The organism is Proteus hauseri (assembly GCF_004116975.1).
In the GTDB taxonomy this organism is placed as follows: domain Bacteria; phylum Pseudomonadota; class Gammaproteobacteria; order Enterobacterales; family Enterobacteriaceae; genus Proteus; species Proteus hauseri.
This window is the reverse complement of the sequence record NZ_CP026364.1, coordinates 2,314,964-2,335,404: the sequence shown is the minus strand read 5'-3', so window position 1 is coordinate 2,335,404 and position 20,441 is coordinate 2,314,964. Positions and strand designations below refer to the sequence as shown.

The 20,441-nt window shown below is 37.7% G+C and carries 16 protein-coding genes; 3 read left to right on the top strand and 13 right to left on the bottom strand.

The features are described 5' to 3' along the window. Positions 1–201 precede the first annotated feature (201 nt). The 3 genes from PH4a_RS10615 to PH4a_RS10605 are packed head-to-tail and all read right to left on the bottom strand — an operon-like array spanning position 202 to position 4,244. Entirely contained in the window at positions 202–1,992 is a 1,791-nt protein-coding gene (locus PH4a_RS10615; protein WP_129039655.1) for a SmdB family multidrug efflux ABC transporter permease/ATP-binding protein, read from the bottom strand. Then, entirely contained in the window at positions 1,979–3,724 is a 1,746-nt protein-coding gene (locus PH4a_RS10610) for a SmdA family multidrug ABC transporter permease/ATP-binding protein (protein ID WP_129039653.1), read from the bottom strand. Before PH4a_RS10610 ends, PH4a_RS10615 begins: the two co-directional genes overlap by 14 nt. A gap of 58 nt (positions 3,725–3,782) precedes the next feature. Continuing rightward, complete coding sequence (locus tag PH4a_RS10605) at positions 3,783–4,244, bottom strand: Lrp/AsnC family transcriptional regulator (protein ID WP_064719057.1); 462 nt, start codon at positions 4,242–4,244, stop codon at positions 3,783–3,785. A 159-nt stretch (positions 4,245–4,403) separates the two neighbouring features. Here PH4a_RS10605 and queC point away from each other — a divergent pair, with 159 nt between their 5' ends. Further along, positions 4,404–5,102 (top strand): 7-cyano-7-deazaguanine synthase QueC, encoded by a 699-nt coding sequence (queC, locus tag PH4a_RS10600; RefSeq protein WP_129039651.1) that lies wholly within the window; start codon positions 4,404–4,406, stop codon positions 5,100–5,102. A gap of 128 nt (positions 5,103–5,230) precedes the next feature. Here queC and PH4a_RS10595 read toward each other — a convergent pair whose 3' ends face one another. The 9 genes from PH4a_RS10595 to bolA form a co-directional block, all read right to left on the bottom strand. Next, positions 5,231–5,641: an acyl-CoA thioesterase gene (locus PH4a_RS10595; RefSeq protein WP_129039649.1), complete on the bottom strand. Its 411-nt coding sequence runs from the start codon at positions 5,639–5,641 to the stop codon at positions 5,231–5,233. Positions 5,642–5,909: 268 nt separating this feature from the next. Continuing rightward, positions 5,910–6,278 carry a ComEA family DNA-binding protein gene (locus PH4a_RS10590; protein WP_244212873.1) on the bottom strand — a complete coding sequence of 123 codons (369 nt, stop codon included), beginning with the start codon at positions 6,276–6,278 and terminating at the stop codon, positions 5,910–5,912. Positions 6,279–6,564: 286 nt separating this feature from the next. Then, entirely contained in the window at positions 6,565–8,442 is a 1,878-nt protein-coding gene (gene ppiD, locus PH4a_RS10585; RefSeq protein WP_129039645.1) for a peptidylprolyl isomerase, read from the bottom strand. A 479-nt stretch (positions 8,443–8,921) separates the two neighbouring features. Further along, the gene (gene hupB, locus PH4a_RS10580; protein WP_036911695.1) at positions 8,922–9,197 is read right to left on the bottom strand and encodes a nucleoid-associated protein HU-beta; all 276 of its coding nucleotides are present in this window, start codon (positions 9,195–9,197) and stop codon (positions 8,922–8,924) included. Positions 9,198–9,411: 214 nt separating this feature from the next. Continuing rightward, positions 9,412–11,772 carry an endopeptidase La gene (gene lon / locus PH4a_RS10575; RefSeq protein ID WP_064719052.1) on the bottom strand — a complete coding sequence of 787 codons (2,361 nt, stop codon included), beginning with the start codon at positions 11,770–11,772 and terminating at the stop codon, positions 9,412–9,414. 260 nt (positions 11,773–12,032) lie between these two features. Next, positions 12,033–13,304, bottom strand: coding sequence for an ATP-dependent protease ATP-binding subunit ClpX (gene clpX / locus PH4a_RS10570; protein ID WP_129039643.1), 1,272 nt, complete (start codon positions 13,302–13,304; stop codon positions 12,033–12,035). A 122-nt stretch (positions 13,305–13,426) separates the two neighbouring features. Next, positions 13,427–14,050 carry an ATP-dependent Clp endopeptidase proteolytic subunit ClpP gene (gene clpP, locus PH4a_RS10565; RefSeq protein ID WP_064719050.1) on the bottom strand — a complete coding sequence of 208 codons (624 nt, stop codon included), beginning with the start codon at positions 14,048–14,050 and terminating at the stop codon, positions 13,427–13,429. A 257-nt stretch (positions 14,051–14,307) separates the two neighbouring features. Next, complete coding sequence (gene tig, locus PH4a_RS10560; RefSeq protein ID WP_064719049.1) at positions 14,308–15,612, bottom strand: trigger factor; 1,305 nt, start codon at positions 15,610–15,612, stop codon at positions 14,308–14,310. Positions 15,613–15,933: 321 nt separating this feature from the next. Further along, positions 15,934–16,248: a transcriptional regulator BolA gene (gene bolA, locus PH4a_RS10555; protein ID WP_129039641.1), complete on the bottom strand. Its 315-nt coding sequence runs from the start codon at positions 16,246–16,248 to the stop codon at positions 15,934–15,936. Between the two features lie 268 nt (positions 16,249–16,516). Here bolA and PH4a_RS10550 point away from each other — a divergent pair, with 268 nt between their 5' ends. Then, the gene (locus PH4a_RS10550) at positions 16,517–17,095 is read left to right on the top strand and encodes a YajG family lipoprotein (RefSeq protein ID WP_129039639.1); all 579 of its coding nucleotides are present in this window, start codon (positions 16,517–16,519) and stop codon (positions 17,093–17,095) included. Positions 17,096–17,148: 53 nt separating this feature from the next. Next, positions 17,149–18,669: a muropeptide MFS transporter AmpG gene (gene ampG / locus PH4a_RS10545; protein WP_129039637.1), complete on the top strand. Its 1,521-nt coding sequence runs from the start codon at positions 17,149–17,151 to the stop codon at positions 18,667–18,669. 93 nt (positions 18,670–18,762) lie between these two features. Here ampG and dbpA read toward each other — a convergent pair whose 3' ends face one another. Further along, positions 18,763–20,136, bottom strand: a complete 1,374-nt coding sequence (dbpA, locus tag PH4a_RS10540) for an ATP-dependent RNA helicase DbpA (protein ID WP_129039635.1) — start codon at positions 20,134–20,136, stop codon at positions 18,763–18,765. Positions 20,137–20,441 lie beyond the last annotated feature (305 nt).

Sequence of the window (20,441 nt, the reverse complement as noted above, 5' to 3'; positions counted from 1 at the left end):
GATATGCCATAATTTAACCTAATGATATTTAAAGAAAAAAACATATTATTTAAATAAGCAGTTAATGTATTTCACCAATTTAGTGCAATAATTACCTTTATTTTTAATAGTTAGCTAAAAATAAGAGCAACAAAAAAGGACATATCTAGATATGTCCTTTTAAATTCGTATTTTGATTATAAGTTTAATAAAAAATCGTTATTAAAACTCCGTTTTTACTGGTGATTTAGCTTGAAGTGATTCACCAACCTGTTGAAGTTGATACATATTATAGTAACGACCTTTTTGTGAAAGTAATTGGTTGTGTTTGCCTTTTTCTACTACCACACCACGATGAAGCACCACTATTTCGTCAGCTTCAGTAATAGTGGAAAGTCGATGAGCAATCACAATTAACGTTGTTTTTTCTCTAATTACTTTGAGTGCTTTTTGGATCGATAGCTCTGTACCTGAGTCTATATTTGCGGTTGCTTCATCCAAAATAAGAATACGTGGTGGTATTAATAATACTCTTGCTAATGCAAGTAGCTGCTTTTGACCTGCAGATAAACGGCTACCTTGCTCACCCAATGGAGTTTGTAATTCTTCAGGTAACTGTCTAGCCCATTGTGCAAGCTGTACAGTTTCTAAAACCTGCCACACATGAGTTTCATTGGTTTCTCGCCCTAAAGTGATATTTTCATAGAGTGAGCCTGACAATAAAACTGGGTCTTGCTGCACCATAGCAATACCATCGCGTAGTGAATGGTGAGAATAGCTTTCTAAAGGTTGTTCATCTAAATAGATATTTCCTTTTTGCCAAGGATAATTTCCCATAAGTAAGCTTGCTAATGTACTTTTTCCGCTACCAGTGTGGCCGACAAAAGCAACAAAATGGCGAGCAGGAATATCAATATTAATCTCTTTTAATACCCATTGTTCATCACGATAAGCAAACCAAAGATTATCAACAGTGATATGCCCTTGGCGTATTAATTTTTGTGATGAACCATATTGTTGCAAAGGTGCATCCATCAACTCAAAAACGCGCTCCCCCGAAACAACCGCTTGCTGCAAAATAGATTGCTGCGAGGTTAAAGTAATTAATGGCTCATTTAATCGACCAAGATAACTAATAAAAGCATAAATTACCCCTACACCAATAACGGCACTACCTTGGTAACCAAACAGCATCAATAAGCCGCACAAAACCAATGCTGATAACATACTAAGCAGTGGGCGTAATAAGAGCCCATCGAGTTTTAACGCTTTCATCCGTGATTGATAATGCTGCCAGCTATCATTTGATATTCTTTCGCCAAAGCGTGCTTGTTGCCTAAATTGTTGGATAACAGACATGCCGTTAATGACTTCATGGAAGCCATCATTAATATTTGCAAGAAAATGACGCACATTACGTACAATAGGTGTACTTAAGCGCTGATAGAGCATCATGACAGCAATTACAGCAGGGAATATTGCCATTGCAATTAATGCCATACGCCACTCTAATAGAAACATAGCAATAAGCATAACAACAACTAAAGCCATGGCTCTAAATAGTGTGGGTAATACGTTGACGAAGAGATCTTTTATTGTTTCTGTATCATTTGTTACTCGAGAAATTAGCTGACCAACAGGTTGGTTATCAAACGCACTTAATGGCTGCTTTAATGCTGCACTCATTACATCAGTTCGCAATTGTTGCACCACACCAACAGCGGCTTTGTTAAATGCTATTGCTTGATAATAATGCAATAATGCTGCTGTAATTTGTAATAAAATAAAGGCTAACCCAAGCCCTAATGCTGGCATCAACTCAACATTATTCCTAGCAACTTTTGCATCAATAAAGTAACCAACAATTAATGGTCCACCGACCTCAGCAATAGCCGCTATCCATAACATAACAACACCTAATGTCATCGGCTTGCGGTAAGCTTTGCCATAAGTAAGTAGACGTTTTAATGCAGGTAGTAGCGCCTTAACAGACTTATTTTTATTCATCGTCATCTAGCGCTGCCTCTAACTGCTGATAATGATACATATCTTGATACCAACCTGGCACAGAAATAAGCTTCTGGTGTGTTCCTTGTTCTATTACTTCACCTTGTTTTAATACCAAGATATTTGTTGCCCCGACTAAGGCAGATAAGCGATGCGCACTGATAATTAATGTCCTATCTTTACGCCATTGAGATAAATTTTGTAGGATTTGATGTTCAGTTTGTCCATCAACTGCAGATAATGCATCATCCAGCAATAAAATTTCCGCATCCAGCAACAAGGCTCTTGCAATAGAAATACGCTGTTTTTGCCCTCCTGATAACATAACCCCTTTTTCACCAACTTGAGTTTGATAGCCTTCTGGCAAACGTAAAATATCATCATGAATATTAGCAAGTTTAGCAACAGCTTCTATTTCATCTTTAGAAGCATTTGGGCGACCAAGAGCGATGTTTCCGGCGATAGTATCAGAGAATAAAAATGGCGTTTGATTTACAACGGCTAAACGTGCACGCCACTCATCAAGTTTTAATTGATAAATCGGCACTGATTGAAAACAAATTTCACCTTCGTTGATATCATAAAGGCGCTGTATCAAAGTAAATAATGTACTTTTCCCCGAACCTGTCATACCACAAACACCCAACATTTCACCAGGCGATAGAGTGAAATGAATATTTTTCAGTACATCAGTATGTTGTTCTGGATAATGAAAATGTTTTATATCAACACTTAGTACACCACGACCTGGTAGAGGTGACTGCTCACCATCAAGCATATCGTTTTTTTCATTTAATAATGCATTAATTCGGCTATAAGCAGCACTACCACGCTCAACAATATTAAACATCCAAGCTAGAGCAAGCATTGGCCAAATCATTTGTCCTAAATACATAACAAAGCTGGTTAATTCACCTAATGTCATGTTGCCATTGAGAACTAAATAACTACCACCTGCGACTGCCAATAAATTAGCAAAACCTATCGCCATAAAAATAGTCGGATCAAATAGCGCATCGACCCTTGCAACACGCATATTTTGCTGTCCGGTCTCTTTTGCTATCTCATCAAACCGAGAGGCATGTTGTTGCTCTAGACCAAATGATTTGATCATACGAATACTACTCAAACTTTCTTGTGCTTGATTATTTAATGAAGAAAACAAGGCTTGTGCCGTTTTAAAGCGGCTATGTAATTTATCCCCATAACGTTTAATTAAAATAGCCATCAAAGGCATGGGTAATAATGAAATTAAAGTCAGTTCCCAGCTGAGTTGAACACTCATCATAACTAAAACCGCTAATCCCATCACCATAGAATCGACGAGTGTTAATACCCCTTCACCGGCGGCAAAAACCACTTTATCAACATCATTCGTTGTACGTGCGATTAGGTCACCCGTGCGATAGCGCTGATAAAAAGAGGAAGATTGCTGGCTAAGTTGGCGATAAATTTGCATACGCAGTTTCACCGCTAATTGGTAGGATGCGCCAAAAAGCCACAAACGCCAAAAATAGCGTAATAGATAGACGGCAATGGCAATAAGCACCATCACACCAATCCAATAAATGACTTGTTGAAGAGATAAGGTATGATTATCGACACCATCTACAATTATTCCCACAATTTTCGGTGGAATGACTTGCAAGACTGCGATAACCATCAATAGGAAAATAGCACCGACATAGCGACGCCATTCACTAAGAAAATACCAACTGAGCTGTGAAAATAGAGCCACGCCTTAAGATCCTAAGGTTATATCAAAAATAAAATTGCCAGTTGGTAGAAGATGAACCTTAATCAGGTATCGGCATTGCCGTTGTGTATTTAATTTTTTCCATTGCAAAGTTAGAAGTTACATCAATAAGACCCGGCACACCATTAACCATACGTTTATAAAATAGGTCGTAACTTTTCATGTCTACAACTTCAACATGCATTAGATAATCACACTCACCCGCCATTCGATAGAATGTCAGTACTTCTGGCATCTGCTTAACAAATGAAACAAATTGTTCGTACCATTCGCTATTATGTTGCTGCGTTCTTATCATAACAATAACTGTTAGACCTAGCCCAATTTTTTCACTATCGAGTAATGCAACACGCTTGCGGATATAACCTTCGTCCTCAAGTCTTTTCAATCTTTTCCAGCAAGGTGTTGAGGTTAGATTAACCGCCTCTGCCAGTGTATTAAGTGAGAGGCTAGAATCTTCCTGTAATAGCGCTAATAATTTCCGGTCAATCTTATCTAACATAGATACTCCTTCACAATATGCCCCTACAAAAACTAATGATAACCTACCCCTTTACTATAAGAATAATCATCTGCTGAAAAATCGGTAATAAATTGCCATAATATTGGCTACTTTGTGCGTATTAACCCTTATAAAAACTCAATATTCAGGAGTATTCTGATGAAAAAAACCGTCGTTGTCTTTAGTGGTGGACAAGATTCAACAACTTGTCTTATTCAAGCAATAGAACAATACGATGAAGTTTATTGCATCACTTTCAATTATGGGCAACGTCATAAAGAAGAAATTGAGGTAGCACAAAAAGTGAGTCAATTACTTGGTGTTGTAGCTCATAAAGTATTAGATGTTAGTTTATTAAACGAGCTTGCCATTAGTAGCTTAACGCGTGACAACATTCCGGTACCTGATTTTAAAGAAAGTGAAGAAAGTAGTATTCCAAGTACTTTCGTACCTGGAAGAAACATTCTTTTTCTTACTTTAGCCGCTATTTATGCTTACCAAATTGGTGCTGAAAGTGTAATTACTGGTGTTTGTGAAACAGATTTCTCTGGTTATCCCGACTGTCGAGATGAGTTTGTTAAAGCATTAAATCATGCCGTTTCTTTAGGTATTGCTCGTGATATTAAATTTATTACTCCTTTAATGTGGTTAGATAAGGCACAAACTTGGGCATTAGCAGATTACTTTCACAGATTGGATTTTATTCGCCATAATACTTTAACTTGTTATAACGGCATTCAAGGTGATGGATGTGGCGAATGTGCGGCTTGCCATTTAAGACAGCGCGGTTTGATGACTTATTTACAAAACAAAGACAGCATATTAAAAAGTATGAAAGAAAAAATAGGTTTAAAATAAAAGATAAGTAATCAATATAAAGTTATTGTGCTTGATTTTATTAATAGCTAATAACTTTTTAATACAGTGATAATGTTTTTTCACCATCACTGTATTAATTTATTAATTCTGCTAAAGACGGTTATATTTTATTTATCTGATGATTGCCGTACATACTCTAGTTTTTCTCTTAATTGGTCGGTTAGCATTAAAGCTTTTTTCGTATTAATATCAATTAAGACAAATGTGACTAAAGCATCTGAAATGAGAACACCATCTTTTTTTCGTACTATTTTTTGAGAAAGAACACCACTTTTGACACCAATTTCGGCTACATTGCAATCAACAATTAATTCATCGCCTAGATTTGCTGGTGTTCGATAATTAATATTGATGTTAGCGACCACAAGTGCTACACCATTGCGCTTAAACCAAGAAAAATCTAAATGTTGCTCTATCCAATCCCATCGAGCTTGCTCTAAAAACTCAAGATAACGAGCATTATTAACGTGTTCAAAAATATCAAGATGAAATCCATAAACTTTAATTAATGTACTCATAAAACTTTATTACCTCTTGATTATAATCATATACTTTATTGTGATGAAGCTATGTGCAATAAAAATAAATATAGTCAAAATTTAGGGTAAGTCACAACCAATAGCAATTATTTTATTATTCCATAAGATATAAACACATTATACTCAAAAATTGTGTTCCTTATATCAAAGTCAAATAAAGGAACACGTAAATTAGATCAATATATTATGCAAAAATAATTAATATCAGATGAATAATTACCAATTAGTAGATCCGCGAATACAGATACTATTCGCTAATCATTAAAAAATCTCGGTTTTGCTCAATCAACTTTGAGCTGATACCAAAGACTTTTTCTAACTGATCTATTGAAGTAAAATTTCCTAACTTTTCGCGGTAATCAATAATCGCTTGAGCTTTTGCTTTGCCTATCCCTCGTAAAGTTATTAACTCATCAATTGACGCTTTATTTAAATCAATTTTATCCTCAGAGGCCGTTCGTGTTTGTTGTTCTGTGTTTGACGTTACTCGTTCAATAGGGATCGTTGTTGCAGTGTTTATCGATATATTCTCGTTTGCATAAGCAATAGATGACATACCAAGTCCCAAAGCAAAAAAAATTGATGTTATAAATGTTGATACTATTTTCTTATCCATATAAATAATCTCCTTTTTATAGAAAATACCTTGCTAATCAATGGTAAATATTCGCCATTGAGTGCAAAAAAATAGTGCCAATATTTCAATAAATAGACAATAACTGGAAATAAAAAACTCGAAGATGCTAGAAAAAATAAAAAAATAACCTGCAAAGATTGCAAATAAGTGTCGGAATTTCTCTCAAATATTATTTTTTATTTTAGCGAATTTAGCGAATACCTTTTTAAATATAAAAAAAACCCAGCTTCACGCTGGGTTTTAAAATTAATACATAGAGTAATAATTATTGATAATCTTTATCAAAGATTTCAATTTTTGCTTTTCCTCTTAAATCACTCAGCATTAACTGTAGCGCATCCTCACCCATTTGAGCGCGATACAGGTTAGTCATAAACTCTAACTGTTCAGGTGTGGGTTTACCCTCTGTAACGCTGTCTAATTGAATAAGAACCACTTTGGTTCCTGGTACATTCGACATACCATATTCTTTTTTGCCTTCAACCGGCTTTGGCATAGCAAAAATAGCGCTTTGTACTGCATCTGTTGCTGATGAGTGAACAATACTTTCAACTTCACCAAAAGAAATATTGGCCGATTTCATTGCTTCTTCGCCTTTACCTTCTTTTAACGCAGCCAATAATTTCTGAGCTTCAGTATTCATCATCTGAGAGGCTTTTTGCTGTTTTACTAAAAGAGCCACTTTGTCGTGAACTTTATCTAGTGGCTCAGTTGCTGAAGGTTTGTAACCTTCAACACGCACGATAAATGCGCTGTCATTGCCTAGCGTGATCATGTCTGAGTTCATTCCTGTTGGGCCATTTTCATCAACTAATGAGCCACCAAAAATTAACTGAGTCAGTTTTTCATTGCTCAGTGCTGCAGGAACAGTATTTTCATCAAACCAATCAGTCTCAACAACAGTTACATCTCCAGCTGTAGCCGCTGGTGCTAACGTATCGTTGTCATTAGATGCCGCTTGACTTACTTTTTGTTGCAGCGCAAAAAAATCATCAATAGATTTGTTTTCACGCATTTTCGCAATTAAGTCATCTTTAACGTCAGCAAAAGGCTTAACTACAGAGGCTTTCATGTCATCTAGACGGAAAATAGCATAACCATTGCTAATTTTAACAGGTGTAGAGACTTGTCCTACTTCAGTTAAACTTGCGTTAGCGAGTTCAGGTAATTCTTGTCCAATAGTGATCCAACCTAAAGAACCATTTTGTTTAGCTGAAAAGGTATCTATTGATTTCTCTTTCACTAATGTAATGAAATCAGCACCTTTTTTCAGTTCCTCTTCAGCAGCTTTTGCGGCAGCTTCATCAGCTAAAACAAGAATGCTATATTTTTTCTGACCCGGCGCTGTAAATTCACTGATATTACTGTCGTAATAAACTTTAGCTTCTTCATCAGAAATATTGATATTGCTAAGGTCTTTTTGTGCATTCAGTTGAATATAGCTAACTTTAACTTGTTCTGGTGCAACGAACATCTGAGCATTTTGCTCATAAAACGCTTTGATTTCTTCGTCTGTTACTGTTTGTTTTTCAAGGAATGATTGAATATCTAATGTTGCTAAGCGCACATTGCGGCTTTGTAACATTAAGCCTGCAAATGAATTGACTTCGCTTGCTAACGCAAAATCAGTACCTTGAATTGAATATTTAAGTTGCTGATTAATTAAGTTTTGGCGAATACCTTCAGCAAAAGCATCTGCATCAATATGGTTACTTTTCAATAAATCGACATATTTTTTATTATCAAATTTGCCATCAGTTTGAAAGTAAGGCAGTGCAAAGATTGCATCTCTAATTTGCTGATCGCCCGCTGAAATACCAAGCTCTTGCGCAAATTGGTCAAGTAATGCTTGGTTAATTAGCAAGTCTAAAGATTGTTGACGAATTAATTTTTGCCCTTCTTCTGATGAAGCAAGTGCGGCAAAATTCTCACCCATATCTTGTTGTAATTGAGCACGACGTTGCTGATAAGTCTGTTCTAACTGAGAACGGCTAATTTTTTGCCCATTAACTTCTGCAGCATCATTAACGCCTGAACTAAATAAATATCCGCCCACACCAGTTAGGACGAAAGAGAGGATGATCACAGCCAGTAATACCTTGATAAATGGATTATTAGCAGTTGAACGAATGTTGTCCATCATAACGAGACTAGGCTCCGTTTGGTGAAATAAAAAATTATTTTTATCAGTGTTGCACGACTATTTTGAGCACAGCGAAAAATAATATGCTCATTGCTGGCCTAATATCAAAATGTCACACCACGCGACAATCCATAGAAATAGCCAGTCCCGTATTAAACGTACAGCCTTAACATGCACAGTCTATAACCAGGAACAAAATAAACAGCATTATTTGATTCATTGATTAACACAATCATTTAACTAACCACTGAATCATTCATTGCTGCCTATTTCAGTTATAGAACAACGCGCTATTCTATCAAATGACTACTCTAGTTTCACGCGTTATCGCCAGAGAATACAAGGTTTAATCGCTATTTAGAACCTAAAAAAAGAAAAGCGCATCTATTTAAGATGCGCTTAATTTCTTAATTGATACGCTTTCTGTCTACTCATAACAATATTGTTATTACAAGTGTGTAGAGATAACGCTCAAAATATTACTGATTTACTGCGTCTTTTAAGCCTTTACCAGCACGGAATGCAGGTACTTTTGCAGCTTCAATCTGAATTTCTTTACCCGTTTGTGGGTTACGGCCAGTACGCGCAGCACGATCACGTACAGTGAAAGTACCGAAACCTACTAATGCTACATCATCACCTTTTTGTAAAGATTCAGTGATTGAAGCAACCAGTGCATCTACAACACGACCTGCAGCTGCTTTTGAGATATCTGCATTTGCAGCGATTTTGTCGATCAGTTGAGTTTTGTTCACGCTTTCATCCCCATAATTTTATGCGTTATTTTTCACCAATAATGGTAAATTTTGCAAACGTCGTTATATCAAGCCTTTTTAGATATAGCAAGACCGATAAAACAGCATTATTAATTAAAATCCTCATTAAATTAGCGACACAAAAAAAGGCTGGCAAGCTTTTATTGCTTATCCAGCCTTACTTTTAGCTATAATTTATGACTAACATCACTATTTAGTGAGATTTGTTAGTCTCTACTTCCATGCCAAACGGCGAATTTTGCAGAGCTAACGATAAAACTTCCTCAATTGTTTTCACTGGGTGAATATCCAGATCCGCAACAATATTTTCAGGAATTTCTTCTAAATCACGTTTGTTTTCATCAGGGATAAGAACAGTCTTAATTCCACCACGATGTGCTGCAAGTAACTTTTCTTTTAATCCACCGATAGGCAATACCTGCCCACGTAACGTAATTTCACCCGTCATTGCAACATCCGAACGAACTGGATTTCCGGTTAAACTGGAAACCAGCGCTGTACACATGGCAATACCTGCGCTTGGGCCGTCTTTTGGTGTCGCACCTTCAGGCACGTGTACGTGCATATCACGTTTTTCATAGAAGTCGCCATTGATGCCAAGTTTATCAGCTCGAGCACGAACAACGGTCATCGCTGCTTGAATTGACTCTTGCATTACTTCACCTAATGAACCTGTAAAGGTTAGTTTACCTTTACCCGGAACACTCGCAGTTTCAATGGTCAGTAAATCACCACCAACTTCAGTCCACGCTAAGCCTGTTACCATACCAACTCGGTTTTCCGTATCAGCACGACCGTAGTCAACTTTACGTACACCTAAGTAGTCTTTGAGATTATCTTCGTCAATCTCAATATGTTTTATGGTGCTATCCATCAGCAATTGTTTAACTGCTTTACGGCACAGTTTAGAAATTTCACGTTCTAAACTACGTACGCCCGCTTCACGCGTGTAATAACGGATAATCCCCATAATTGCACTGTCATGGATCTTCAGCTCGCTCTCTTTCAGCGCATTACGCTCAATTTGTTTTGGCAGCAAATGCTGTTTAGCAATATTAAGCTTTTCGTCTTCGGTATAACCCGATAAGCGGATAACTTCCATACGGTCTAGCAGCGGAGCTGGAATGTTCATGGAGTTAGACGTTGCCACAAACATCACATCAGAAAGATCGTAATCTACTTCCAGATAATGGTCATTAAATGCGATATTTTGTTCTGGATCTAACACTTCTAACAATGCAGATGCAGGATCACCACGCATATCCGATGACATTTTATCAATCTCATCTAACAAGAAAAGTGGGTTTTTAACGCCAACTTTCGCCATTTTCTGGATAAGTTTACCCGGCATTGAACCAATATAGGTACGACGATGACCGCGGATCTCGGCTTCATCACGCACACCACCCAATGCCATACGAACATATTTACGACCTGTCGCACGAGCAATAGATTGACCCAGCGAGGTTTTACCCACCCCAGGAGGCCCTACCAAGCACAGAATTGGGCCTTTAATTTTGCTGACCCGTGACTGTACTGCGAGATACTCAAGAATACGTTCTTTAACACGCTCTAAGCCATAATGATCCGTATCAAGTACTTCTTGCGCCTTCACTAAGTCTTTTTTCACTTTGCTACGGCTATTCCACGGAACTTGAACCATCCAATCGATATAACTACGTACCACTGTTGCTTCTGCAGACATTGGCGACATCATCTTCAATTTTTGAAGTTCTGCTTCTGTCTTTTCTTTTGCCTCTTTTGGCATTTTTGCAGCATCAATTTTACGTTTTAGCGATTCCATTTCATCAGGCGCATCATCCATCTCGCCTAATTCTTTTTGAATTGCTTTCATCTGCTCATTGAGATAGTACTCGCGTTGGCTTTTTTCCATCTGCTTTTTAACGCGGTTACGAATGCGTTTTTCAACTTGTAGCAGATCGATTTCTGACTCCATCATCGCCATTAAATATTCAAGGCGTTCAGTAACATCAGACATTTCCAGCACAGCTTGCTTATCTTTTAATTTCAGCGGCATATGAGAAGCAATGGTATCTGCTAATTTCGCTGATTCTTCAATAGCATGTAAAGAGGCTAATACCTCTGGCGGAATTTTTTTATTCAGTTTGATATAACCTTCAAACTGATTAATCGCAGTACGATTTAGTACTTCTTGTTCGCGCTCATCAACATCGGGAGTTTCAAGGTACTCTGCTTTCGCTTGAAAATATTCACCGTTATCCGATAGCGTCGTAATTTTGGCACGACGAATACCTTCGACAAGTACTTTAACTGTTCCATCTGGCAATTTTAGCATCTGTAAAACCGATGCTACTGTACCGACAGAAAAAAGATCATTAACACCTGGTTCATCAGTAGATGCATCTTTCTGCGCAACCAGCATAATTTGTTTGTTGTCGTTCATCGCAGCTTCTAAGCAATGAATTGATTTTTCACGACCAACAAACAACGGGATCACCATATGCGGATATACAACGACATCACGTAATGGCAATACAGGTATTTCAATACGTTCTGGACGCTCAGGATTCATAGAGCTCTCTCTTCGTTTTTAGCTTAACGCTTTTACAGGTAATTTTATTCGCATGTCACCAAATAAAATTAATTCCACGGATTGTCAAAATATATAAGGGCACTTTTCTGACATTCAATAGCCTTACCCATTAAAAAAACAAAATGAGGGAAAAATCCCTCATTTTTATCACGTTGGCGCGCTTTATCTTACTTTTCTCACTCTTTTAGTGAGAGAAAAAAGATAATGTCAGACAAGAGACATTGCCAATGTACGGTGAATTATTCACCTGATGCCTGATTTTCTGGTTGACTATAAATAATCAACGGCTCAGATTTTCCATTGATAACACCTTCATCAATGACAACTTTCTGCGCATTTTCAAATGAAGGCAGATCATACATCGTATCAAGTAATGCAGCTTCAACAATAGAGCGTAAACCACGAGCACCCGTTTTGCGTACCATCGCTTTTTTCGCTATCGCTGTTAGTGCTTCTTTACGGAACTCTAAATCTACACCCTCTAAATTAAACAGTGCCTGATACTGTTTTGTCAGTGCATTTTTAGGTTCTTGTAGAATTTGAATCAGTGCATCTTCGCTTAATTCACCTAACGTTGCTACTACAGGTAAACGTCCAATAAACTCAGGGATCAAACCAAATTTAATCAGATCTTCTGGTTCAACTTGAGCAAGCAATTCACCTTCACTGGCTTTTTCACTCTGGCTTTTTACTTCTGCGCCAAAACCAATGCCAGAATGGGTATTTAAACGTTGTGCAACAACTTTATCTAGCCCAGCAAAAGCACCACCACAAATAAAGAGGATTTTAGAAGTATCAACCTGTAAAAACTCTTGTTGTGGGTGTTTACGTCCACCTTGAGGCGGAACAGACGCCACCGTACCTTCAACTAATTTCAGCAATGCTTGCTGTACACCTTCACCAGAAACATCGCGTGTTATTGATGGGTTTTCAGACTTACGGGTGATTTTGTCAATTTCATCAATATAGACAATACCACGTTGTGCTTTTTGTACGTCGTAATCGCATTTTTGTAGGAGTTTTTGAATAATGTTTTCAACATCTTCACCTACATAACCAGCTTCAGTCAGTGTTGTGGCATCTGCCATTGTAAAAGGTACGTCAAGGTAACGAGCCAGTGTTTCTGCTAATAATGTTTTACCACTACCGGTTGGTCCAATTAGCAGAATATTACTTTTTCCAAGCTCAACACCGTTGGCTTTATCACCATTACGCAGACGCTTATAGTGATTATAAACGGCAACCGCCAACACTTTTTTCGCGAGTTCCTGACCGATAACATAGTCATCAAGGTGTTTACGGATTTCATGTGGCGTTGGTAATTCACTGCGTTCATGATGAGGTGCCAGTTCTTTTATTTCTTCACGAATGATGTCAACACAAAGATCAACACATTCATCACAGATATAAACCGACGGACCAGCGATCAGTTTCTTCACTTCATGCTGGCTTTTCCCGCAGAAAGAGCAATACAGAAGCTTCCCTGAGCTATCTTTGCGCTTATCTGTCATCAGTCAACCTCACTTAGTTATTCTTCCTGTGATTTCACAAGAAGAAGAAAGACTTTTTCAATAAATGGAGATATTCATTTCCTTTGTGTCGTTATAAACACAAAGGAAACATTTTAAATTTATTAGCTACGTTGCGTATAAACTTTATCCACTAAACCGTATTCTAACGCTTCATTCGCAGATAAGAAACGATCACGCTCAGTGTCTCTCTCTATTTCTTCAATAGATTTACCTGTATGTTGAGCCATTAACTCATTCATACGAGATTTCACTTTTAAAATTTCTTGTGCGTGGATTTGAATATCTGTTGCCTGACCTTGGTAACCACCTAAAGGCTGATGAATCATAACGCGTGAATTTGGTAAACAGATACGTTTACCTTTTGCGCCAGCAGATAATAAAAACGCCCCCATAGAACAAGCTTGGCCCATACAAATAGTACTTACATCTGCTTTGATATATTGCATAGTATCGTAAATCGACATACCTGCAGTAATAACACCACCGGGTGAGTTAATATACAAGTTGATGTCTTTTTCTGGATTTTCTGCTTCTAAAAACAGCATTTGGGCAACAATTAGATTTGCCATATGGTCTTCGACTTGACCTGTCAGAAAAATAATACGTTCTTTTAGTAAACGAGAATAAATATCGTAAGAACGTTCTCCACGCGAAGTTTGCTCGATAACCATCGGCACCAGAGCCATATTAGGTGCGAATTGTTCCTGTGAGTCGTTAAATGACATGTCTGTCTCCTATTGCATTCTTATTGGTGCCAATGACAACAATTTTACTTGAGATAATTGATCATGACCATTTCTAATGATCTAATCTCTCACAAGACATTCAAGGCGCCTCGCGAGGAGTGATAAAGAGAATATAGAATTATCTGGAGATAATCGCTCAAATTTCAAGGCAAAATTTGATAAAAATACATAAACTGAAAAAAACCCGTGGTAAAAACCACGGGTTTTTGCTTCAAACCGTTAATCGCGGTTAAAAATTAGCCCATTTGAACTTGATTCATCAGTTCAGTGAAGCCAGTTTCTTTTTCAGATACTTTAGCATTTGCTAAGATTTTTTCTACCGCTTGCTCTTCTAACGCAAGATTACGAATATTATTCATCAGTTGTTCGTTCTTGTTATAGAACTCAACAACTTCTGATGGATCTTCGTAAGCTGAAGCCATTTCGTTGATCAGTGCATTAACGCGCTCATCTTCAGCTTTCAGTTCGTTAGTATTGATCACTTCGCCTAACAGTAATCCTACGATCACGCGACGTTTAGCTTGTTCTTCAAACAGTTCACGAGGTAATTGCAGAGCTTGTTGCTCATCACCACCAAAACGTTGTGCTGCTTGACGTTGCAGAACTTCGATTTCGCTGTCAACTGCGGCTGCAGGAACATCGATTTCATTTGCATTAACTAAACCATCAATCACTTGTGATTTAACACGAGTGCGGATTGCATTTTTCAGTTCACGTTCCATATTTTTACGTACTTCTGCACGTAAACCTTCAATAGAACCATCAGCAATACCGAAACGTTTGATAAACTCTTCAGTTAATTCTGGCAGTTCACGCTCTTCAACTTTTTTCAGGTTAATAGCGAACTGTGCTTTTTTACCTTTCAGGTTTTCAGCATGGTAATCTTCAGGGAAAGTCACATCAACAGTGAACTCTTCACCGGCTTTATGACCGATAACGCCATCTTCAAAACCTGGGATCATACGGCCTTGGCCCATTGCCAATACGAAATCTTCAGCTTTTCCGCCTTCGAATTCTTCACCGTCGATAGAACCGTTGAAATCTACAGTTACACGATCTTCAGCTGCAACTTCACCGTCTTTATCTTTCCACTCAGCTTGCTGTTTACGCAGAGTTTCCAACATGTTGTCGACATCTTCGTCTTTTACTGTAACAACAGGTTTTTCAACTTCAATGCTTTCCAGACCTTTCAGTTCGATTTCTGGGAAAACTTCGAATTCTACGGCGTAAACAAAATCTTCGCCTTCTTTGTACTGCTCTGGTTTGTAATCAGGCGCGCCAACTGGGTTTACTTTATGTTCGATGATAGCGTTAATGAAATTACGCTGCATCAAATCACCCAGAACATCATTCAGTACAGACATACCGTAACGCTGTTTAACCATAGACATTGGAACGTGACCTTTACGGAAACCATCAATGCGAACAGTTTTAGCAGCTTTTTTCAGTTCACTGTCTACAGCAGTTTGGATATCAGCGGCTGGTACGGTGATTGTGACACGACGCCCTAGGCCTTGAGTCGTTTCAACAGAAACTTGCATCTTGTTACCTCAAAATAAGTTTTAGTGCTCGGTCTACTTTAAAGAAGTGCGTATGACATTGCATATTCGCGCTTATCTTTTTGTTTCAGAACCGGGGCCGCCACATTTAAAAAAACGAGGATCCCTGATATCAGAAGCATCCCGAAACCTTACTGAAAATTAGACGCGACATTATAACGATCTAGAGGGGGTGAGTCGAGAAAGAGCCGTTTTATTCCGCAATTTTTTCGCGAAAACGGGCTTACCGTTCCTTTTTCATCCCATAAAGAACAAAAAATACGCATCCTAGAATTAATTTGAATGCAGTTAACTACAACTTAGTTAATCTTCTTGGCTTGCGCCACGACATCCTGGAGAGCGTAATGCTTTATCTTGCTGCTCATTCCATTCACTAAGTGTAAATGTATGCAATGCGAGTGCATGAACACCATTATCAAGCTCATGTGTTAGTGTTTGGTATACATCACGATGGCGAGAAACACTGCGCTTATCATTAAAAGTATCACTGACAATGATCACTTTAAAGTGGCTTTCAGAACCATCTGGCACATTATGACGATGGCTTTCGTTTATTACTTGTAAAAAATGCGGTGAAAAGCGTGAAATCAGCTTATTCTCAATATCATCACGGATCATTTCTGCCTCGATAAAATAACACTCTTAACTTTTTTCAACTTTGCTGATGATAATCGCCTATTTTTCATCTTGAGTAAAATACTTGGCTTAAAAATGTTAAAAGGCATGATATAAAAGTCGTTAATTTGAAATAAAATCAATTGATAAAATCAGATAATTTCATCTTTTGAGGGGATATTAGCGGCTCATTAGCAGTGGTATGATAGACTCAATTTAATCATCCTTTCTGCTGCTAAAATCAGCAGATATATTTAACTGAGATTATCCCATGATAAAAAATTTACTCTGTGCTTTTTTTGCATTAACAATGCTTGCGGGTTGTGCTGCACCGACCAATAAACTGACAATAGAGCCTAAGTTATCAGTACCGGCAGCAGATCCCACTATGCGACCAATTTCACTGAATATCTCAAGCCAAGATAAACGTCCATCTCAAACCTTAGCGGAAATTAATCGCAATGGTAAGTTGGATTCGCTTGTACCGACTCGTGACTTGGCTTTTTTAATGCAAGAAATTCTACAAAAGCAAATGACTGCTCGTGGTTTTATGATTGGCTCTCCGGCTGCTGCAGATGTCATTATTACTATCAATAAACTAAAAGCAGATGTAGGTGAAGGCAGCGTGCGCCATAACATTAGTGCAATGGCTGATGTATCCATTATTGTTACTTTGCCAAGAGGAAATTCAACCACCAAAACATTCCGCACTAGCTATAACGTTCAAGGCCCATTTGGTGCAACCAACGAAAAAATCGCAGCTGCAATTAATAATGTTTTAACTGAACTTGTCAGTGATATGGCAAAGGACTCTTCAGTGAGCCAATTTATCAAATCTAATGCTCGCTAATTAAATTACAACACTGCCTGTCGCTTTTTACAGGCAGTCAAAAGGAATTTTGCATGGTTCAGCCCGCCTTTAAACAAACCACATGGTATAAATCATTTATTTTACTTCTATTAGGTTTCACTTCTGGCTTGCCTTTAGCGCTAACCGCAGGAACATTACAAGCATGGATGACAATAGAAAACATTGATTTAAAAACTATTGGTTTTTTCTCATTGGTGGGACAGGCTTATGTATTTAAATTTCTTTGGTCCCCGTTTATGGATCGCTATACTCCGCCTTTTCTCGGTAGACGCCGAGGCTGGATGTTATTAACACAAATAGGTCTTGTAGCGGGTATCGCAGGAATGGGTTTTTTAAATCCAACAAGTCATTTATGGTGGCTTGCTTCTTTAGCGGTGGTTGTTGCTTTTTGTTCCGCTTCTCAAGATATTGTTTTCGATGCTTATAAAACCGATATTCTAAAAGCTGATGAGCGTGGTACAGGGGCTGCGATATCTGTTCTTGGCTATCGTATTGCAATGTTAGTTTCTGGTGGTATGGCTTTATGGTTAGCTGATAAATATATTGGCTGGCAAAATATGTATTGGTTAATGGCTGCATTAATGGGTATTGGTATTTTAGCTACTTTGTTAGCACAAGAACCCCAAATGGCAACAAAACCACCACGAACACTGTCTGAAGCCGTTGTTAAACCTTTGTATGAATTTTTTTCTCGTAATAACGCATGGCTAATTTTATTACTCATTGTGCTATATAAAATGGGCGATGCTTTTGCTCTTAGCCTTAGTACAACCTTTTTAATTAGAGGTGTTGGTTTTGATGCAGGTGAAGTTGGGTTAATTAATAAAACTTTCGGATTAGCAGCCACTATTGTAGGTGCTTTATTGGGTGGTTTATTAATGCGTAACTGGAGTTTATTCAAAGCGTTAATGGTTTTTGGTATTTTACAAGGTGGTTCAAATATTGGTTATTGGTATTTAGCTATTTCAGAACAAAATATCTATACCATGGGCGCAGTGGTTGCATTCGAAAATATTTGTGGTGGTATGGGTACAGCGGCTTTTGTTGCACTATTAATGACACTTTGCCATCAATCATTCTCAGCAACTCAATTTGCCTTACTTTCAGCACTCTCTGCAATTGGCCGTGTTTATGTTGGTCCTGTGGCTGGTTGGTACGTAGAAAGTCATGGCTGGGAAGCCTTTTACCTTTTTTCTATTATTGCTTCTGTACCTGGGCTTTTCTTATTGTTAATTGCAAAAGATACCCTTATTTACACACAAAAAACAGGCGAGTTTCTTCGAAGAACGCTATTTATTAAACAATACCATTTTGCTATTTATGGCTTGATATTTACTGTGTTTTTATTCTTATGCAGCTTAACGTTAGTGATTATTAATTCATTAACAGGTCTTACCATGCTGCAATCTGTTGCATTCATTCAAAAAATAGACACTGAGATGCTAAGTAATTGGGCAACAAATCTCTTTTTATATGGAGTGATTATCGGTGCTATTAGCCTTATTGTCGGCACAGTATTAGATTATTTAGCATTAAGAAAAACAGTACATTAATTAATAACTAAATAATTTATTACCCACAATGCAAAAGGACAGCTAATGCTGTCCTTTTATTATTCTATTTTGATAAATCGTCGTTAAAACTTATTATCTAAACAATCTCACTTTAACTGATTTACCTTTAATTTTACCTTGTTGCAACTGTTTCCATACTTGTTTAGCAATGGATTGTTTTACCGCAACATAGGCATGAGTTGGGTTAATCATAATTTTGCCAATATCGGCGCCATTAAAACCCATATCACCTGTTAATGCCCCTAAAATATCACCTGGGCGCATTTTTGCTTTTTTACCACCATCAATACAAAGTGTTGCCATAGTCGCTTCAAGTGGTGTGATTGGTAAAGCATTTGGTACTGGTAACCAACTAAGTTTCATATGAAGCATTTCTTCTAATGCATTTGCACGTTGAATTTCTTCTGGTGCACAAAAACTAATAGCTAATCCACTTTCGCCAGCGCGAGCAGTACGGCCAATGCGATGTACGTGGACTTCAGGATCCCATGATAATTCGTAATTAATTACCATCTCTAACGCTTTAATATCAAGTCCACGCGCTGCAACATCGGTTGCAACCAACACTCGACAACTACCATTAGCAAAGCGAATTAGCGTCTGATCTCGCTCTCTTTGTTCCATATCACCATGTAAAGCAAGCACACTTTGGTTGCTTTCTGTTAGCGTTTCATAAACCTCTTGGCAATCTTTTTTAGTATTACAAAATACAACACAAGAAGCTGGTTGCTCTCGACTTAATAATTTTTGTAATAATCCAATTTTTCCATAGCGAGATACTTCATAAAACTGTTGTTCAACAGCAGGTAATTCATCAACTGAGTTAATTTCAATTGTTAATGGATTTTGTTGAATTCGACGGCTAATTGCTGCGATTTCATCAGGCCATGTTGCTGAGAATAGTAATGTTTGACGCTGTGTTGGCATCTGATTGATGATGCTATTGATATCATCAAAAAAACCCATATCCAACATGCGATCTGCTTCATCAAGCACGAGAGTTTTAACATCGCTTAAAGTTACAGTCTCTTTTCTCAGGTGATCAAGCAATCTACCAGGTGTCGCTACAATAATATGAGCGGCATGAATAAGCGAATCACGCTGGATGCTAAAAGGCACACCGCCACATAGTGTTAGTACCTTAATATTAGGAAGATAACGAGCAAGACGGCGTAATTCATTAGCGACTTGGTCTGCCAGCTCGCGTGTAGGGCACAGCACTAATGACTGAGTATTAAATTGTTTAGCATCGATGTGCTGTAATAATCCCAAACCAAAAGCAGCCGTTTTTCCACTTCCTGTTTTTGCCTGAGCACGGACGTCTTTCCCTGCCAGAATTGCTGGTAAAGCAGCTTCCTGAACAGGTGTCATAGTTAAGTAACCAAGTTCATTTAGGTTATCAAGTTGTTCGGTAGGAAGTGCGTTAAGTTCAGCAAATGAGGTCACGATGAAAATTCCGAATAAGTAAATAAAGTAAAAAACAGATATCGCGCAATGATACTATCCCTTCACTGCTGTGTCGTGAGGTATTTTTATTCAGTTATCGCTATATTTTGCCCCAAAAAAGCTTTTAAACACCTTATTAATTACATCTCTCTTCACTTAAAATAAATTAGCAAAACTGCACCCACCGCGAAATAATAAAAATAAATTAAATAATATAAATATTGCGACAAAATAATTCAAACTAACATTCTAAAAAACAACCCAATAAACAGTATAATAATTTACAAAAGATAATTTTATAAATT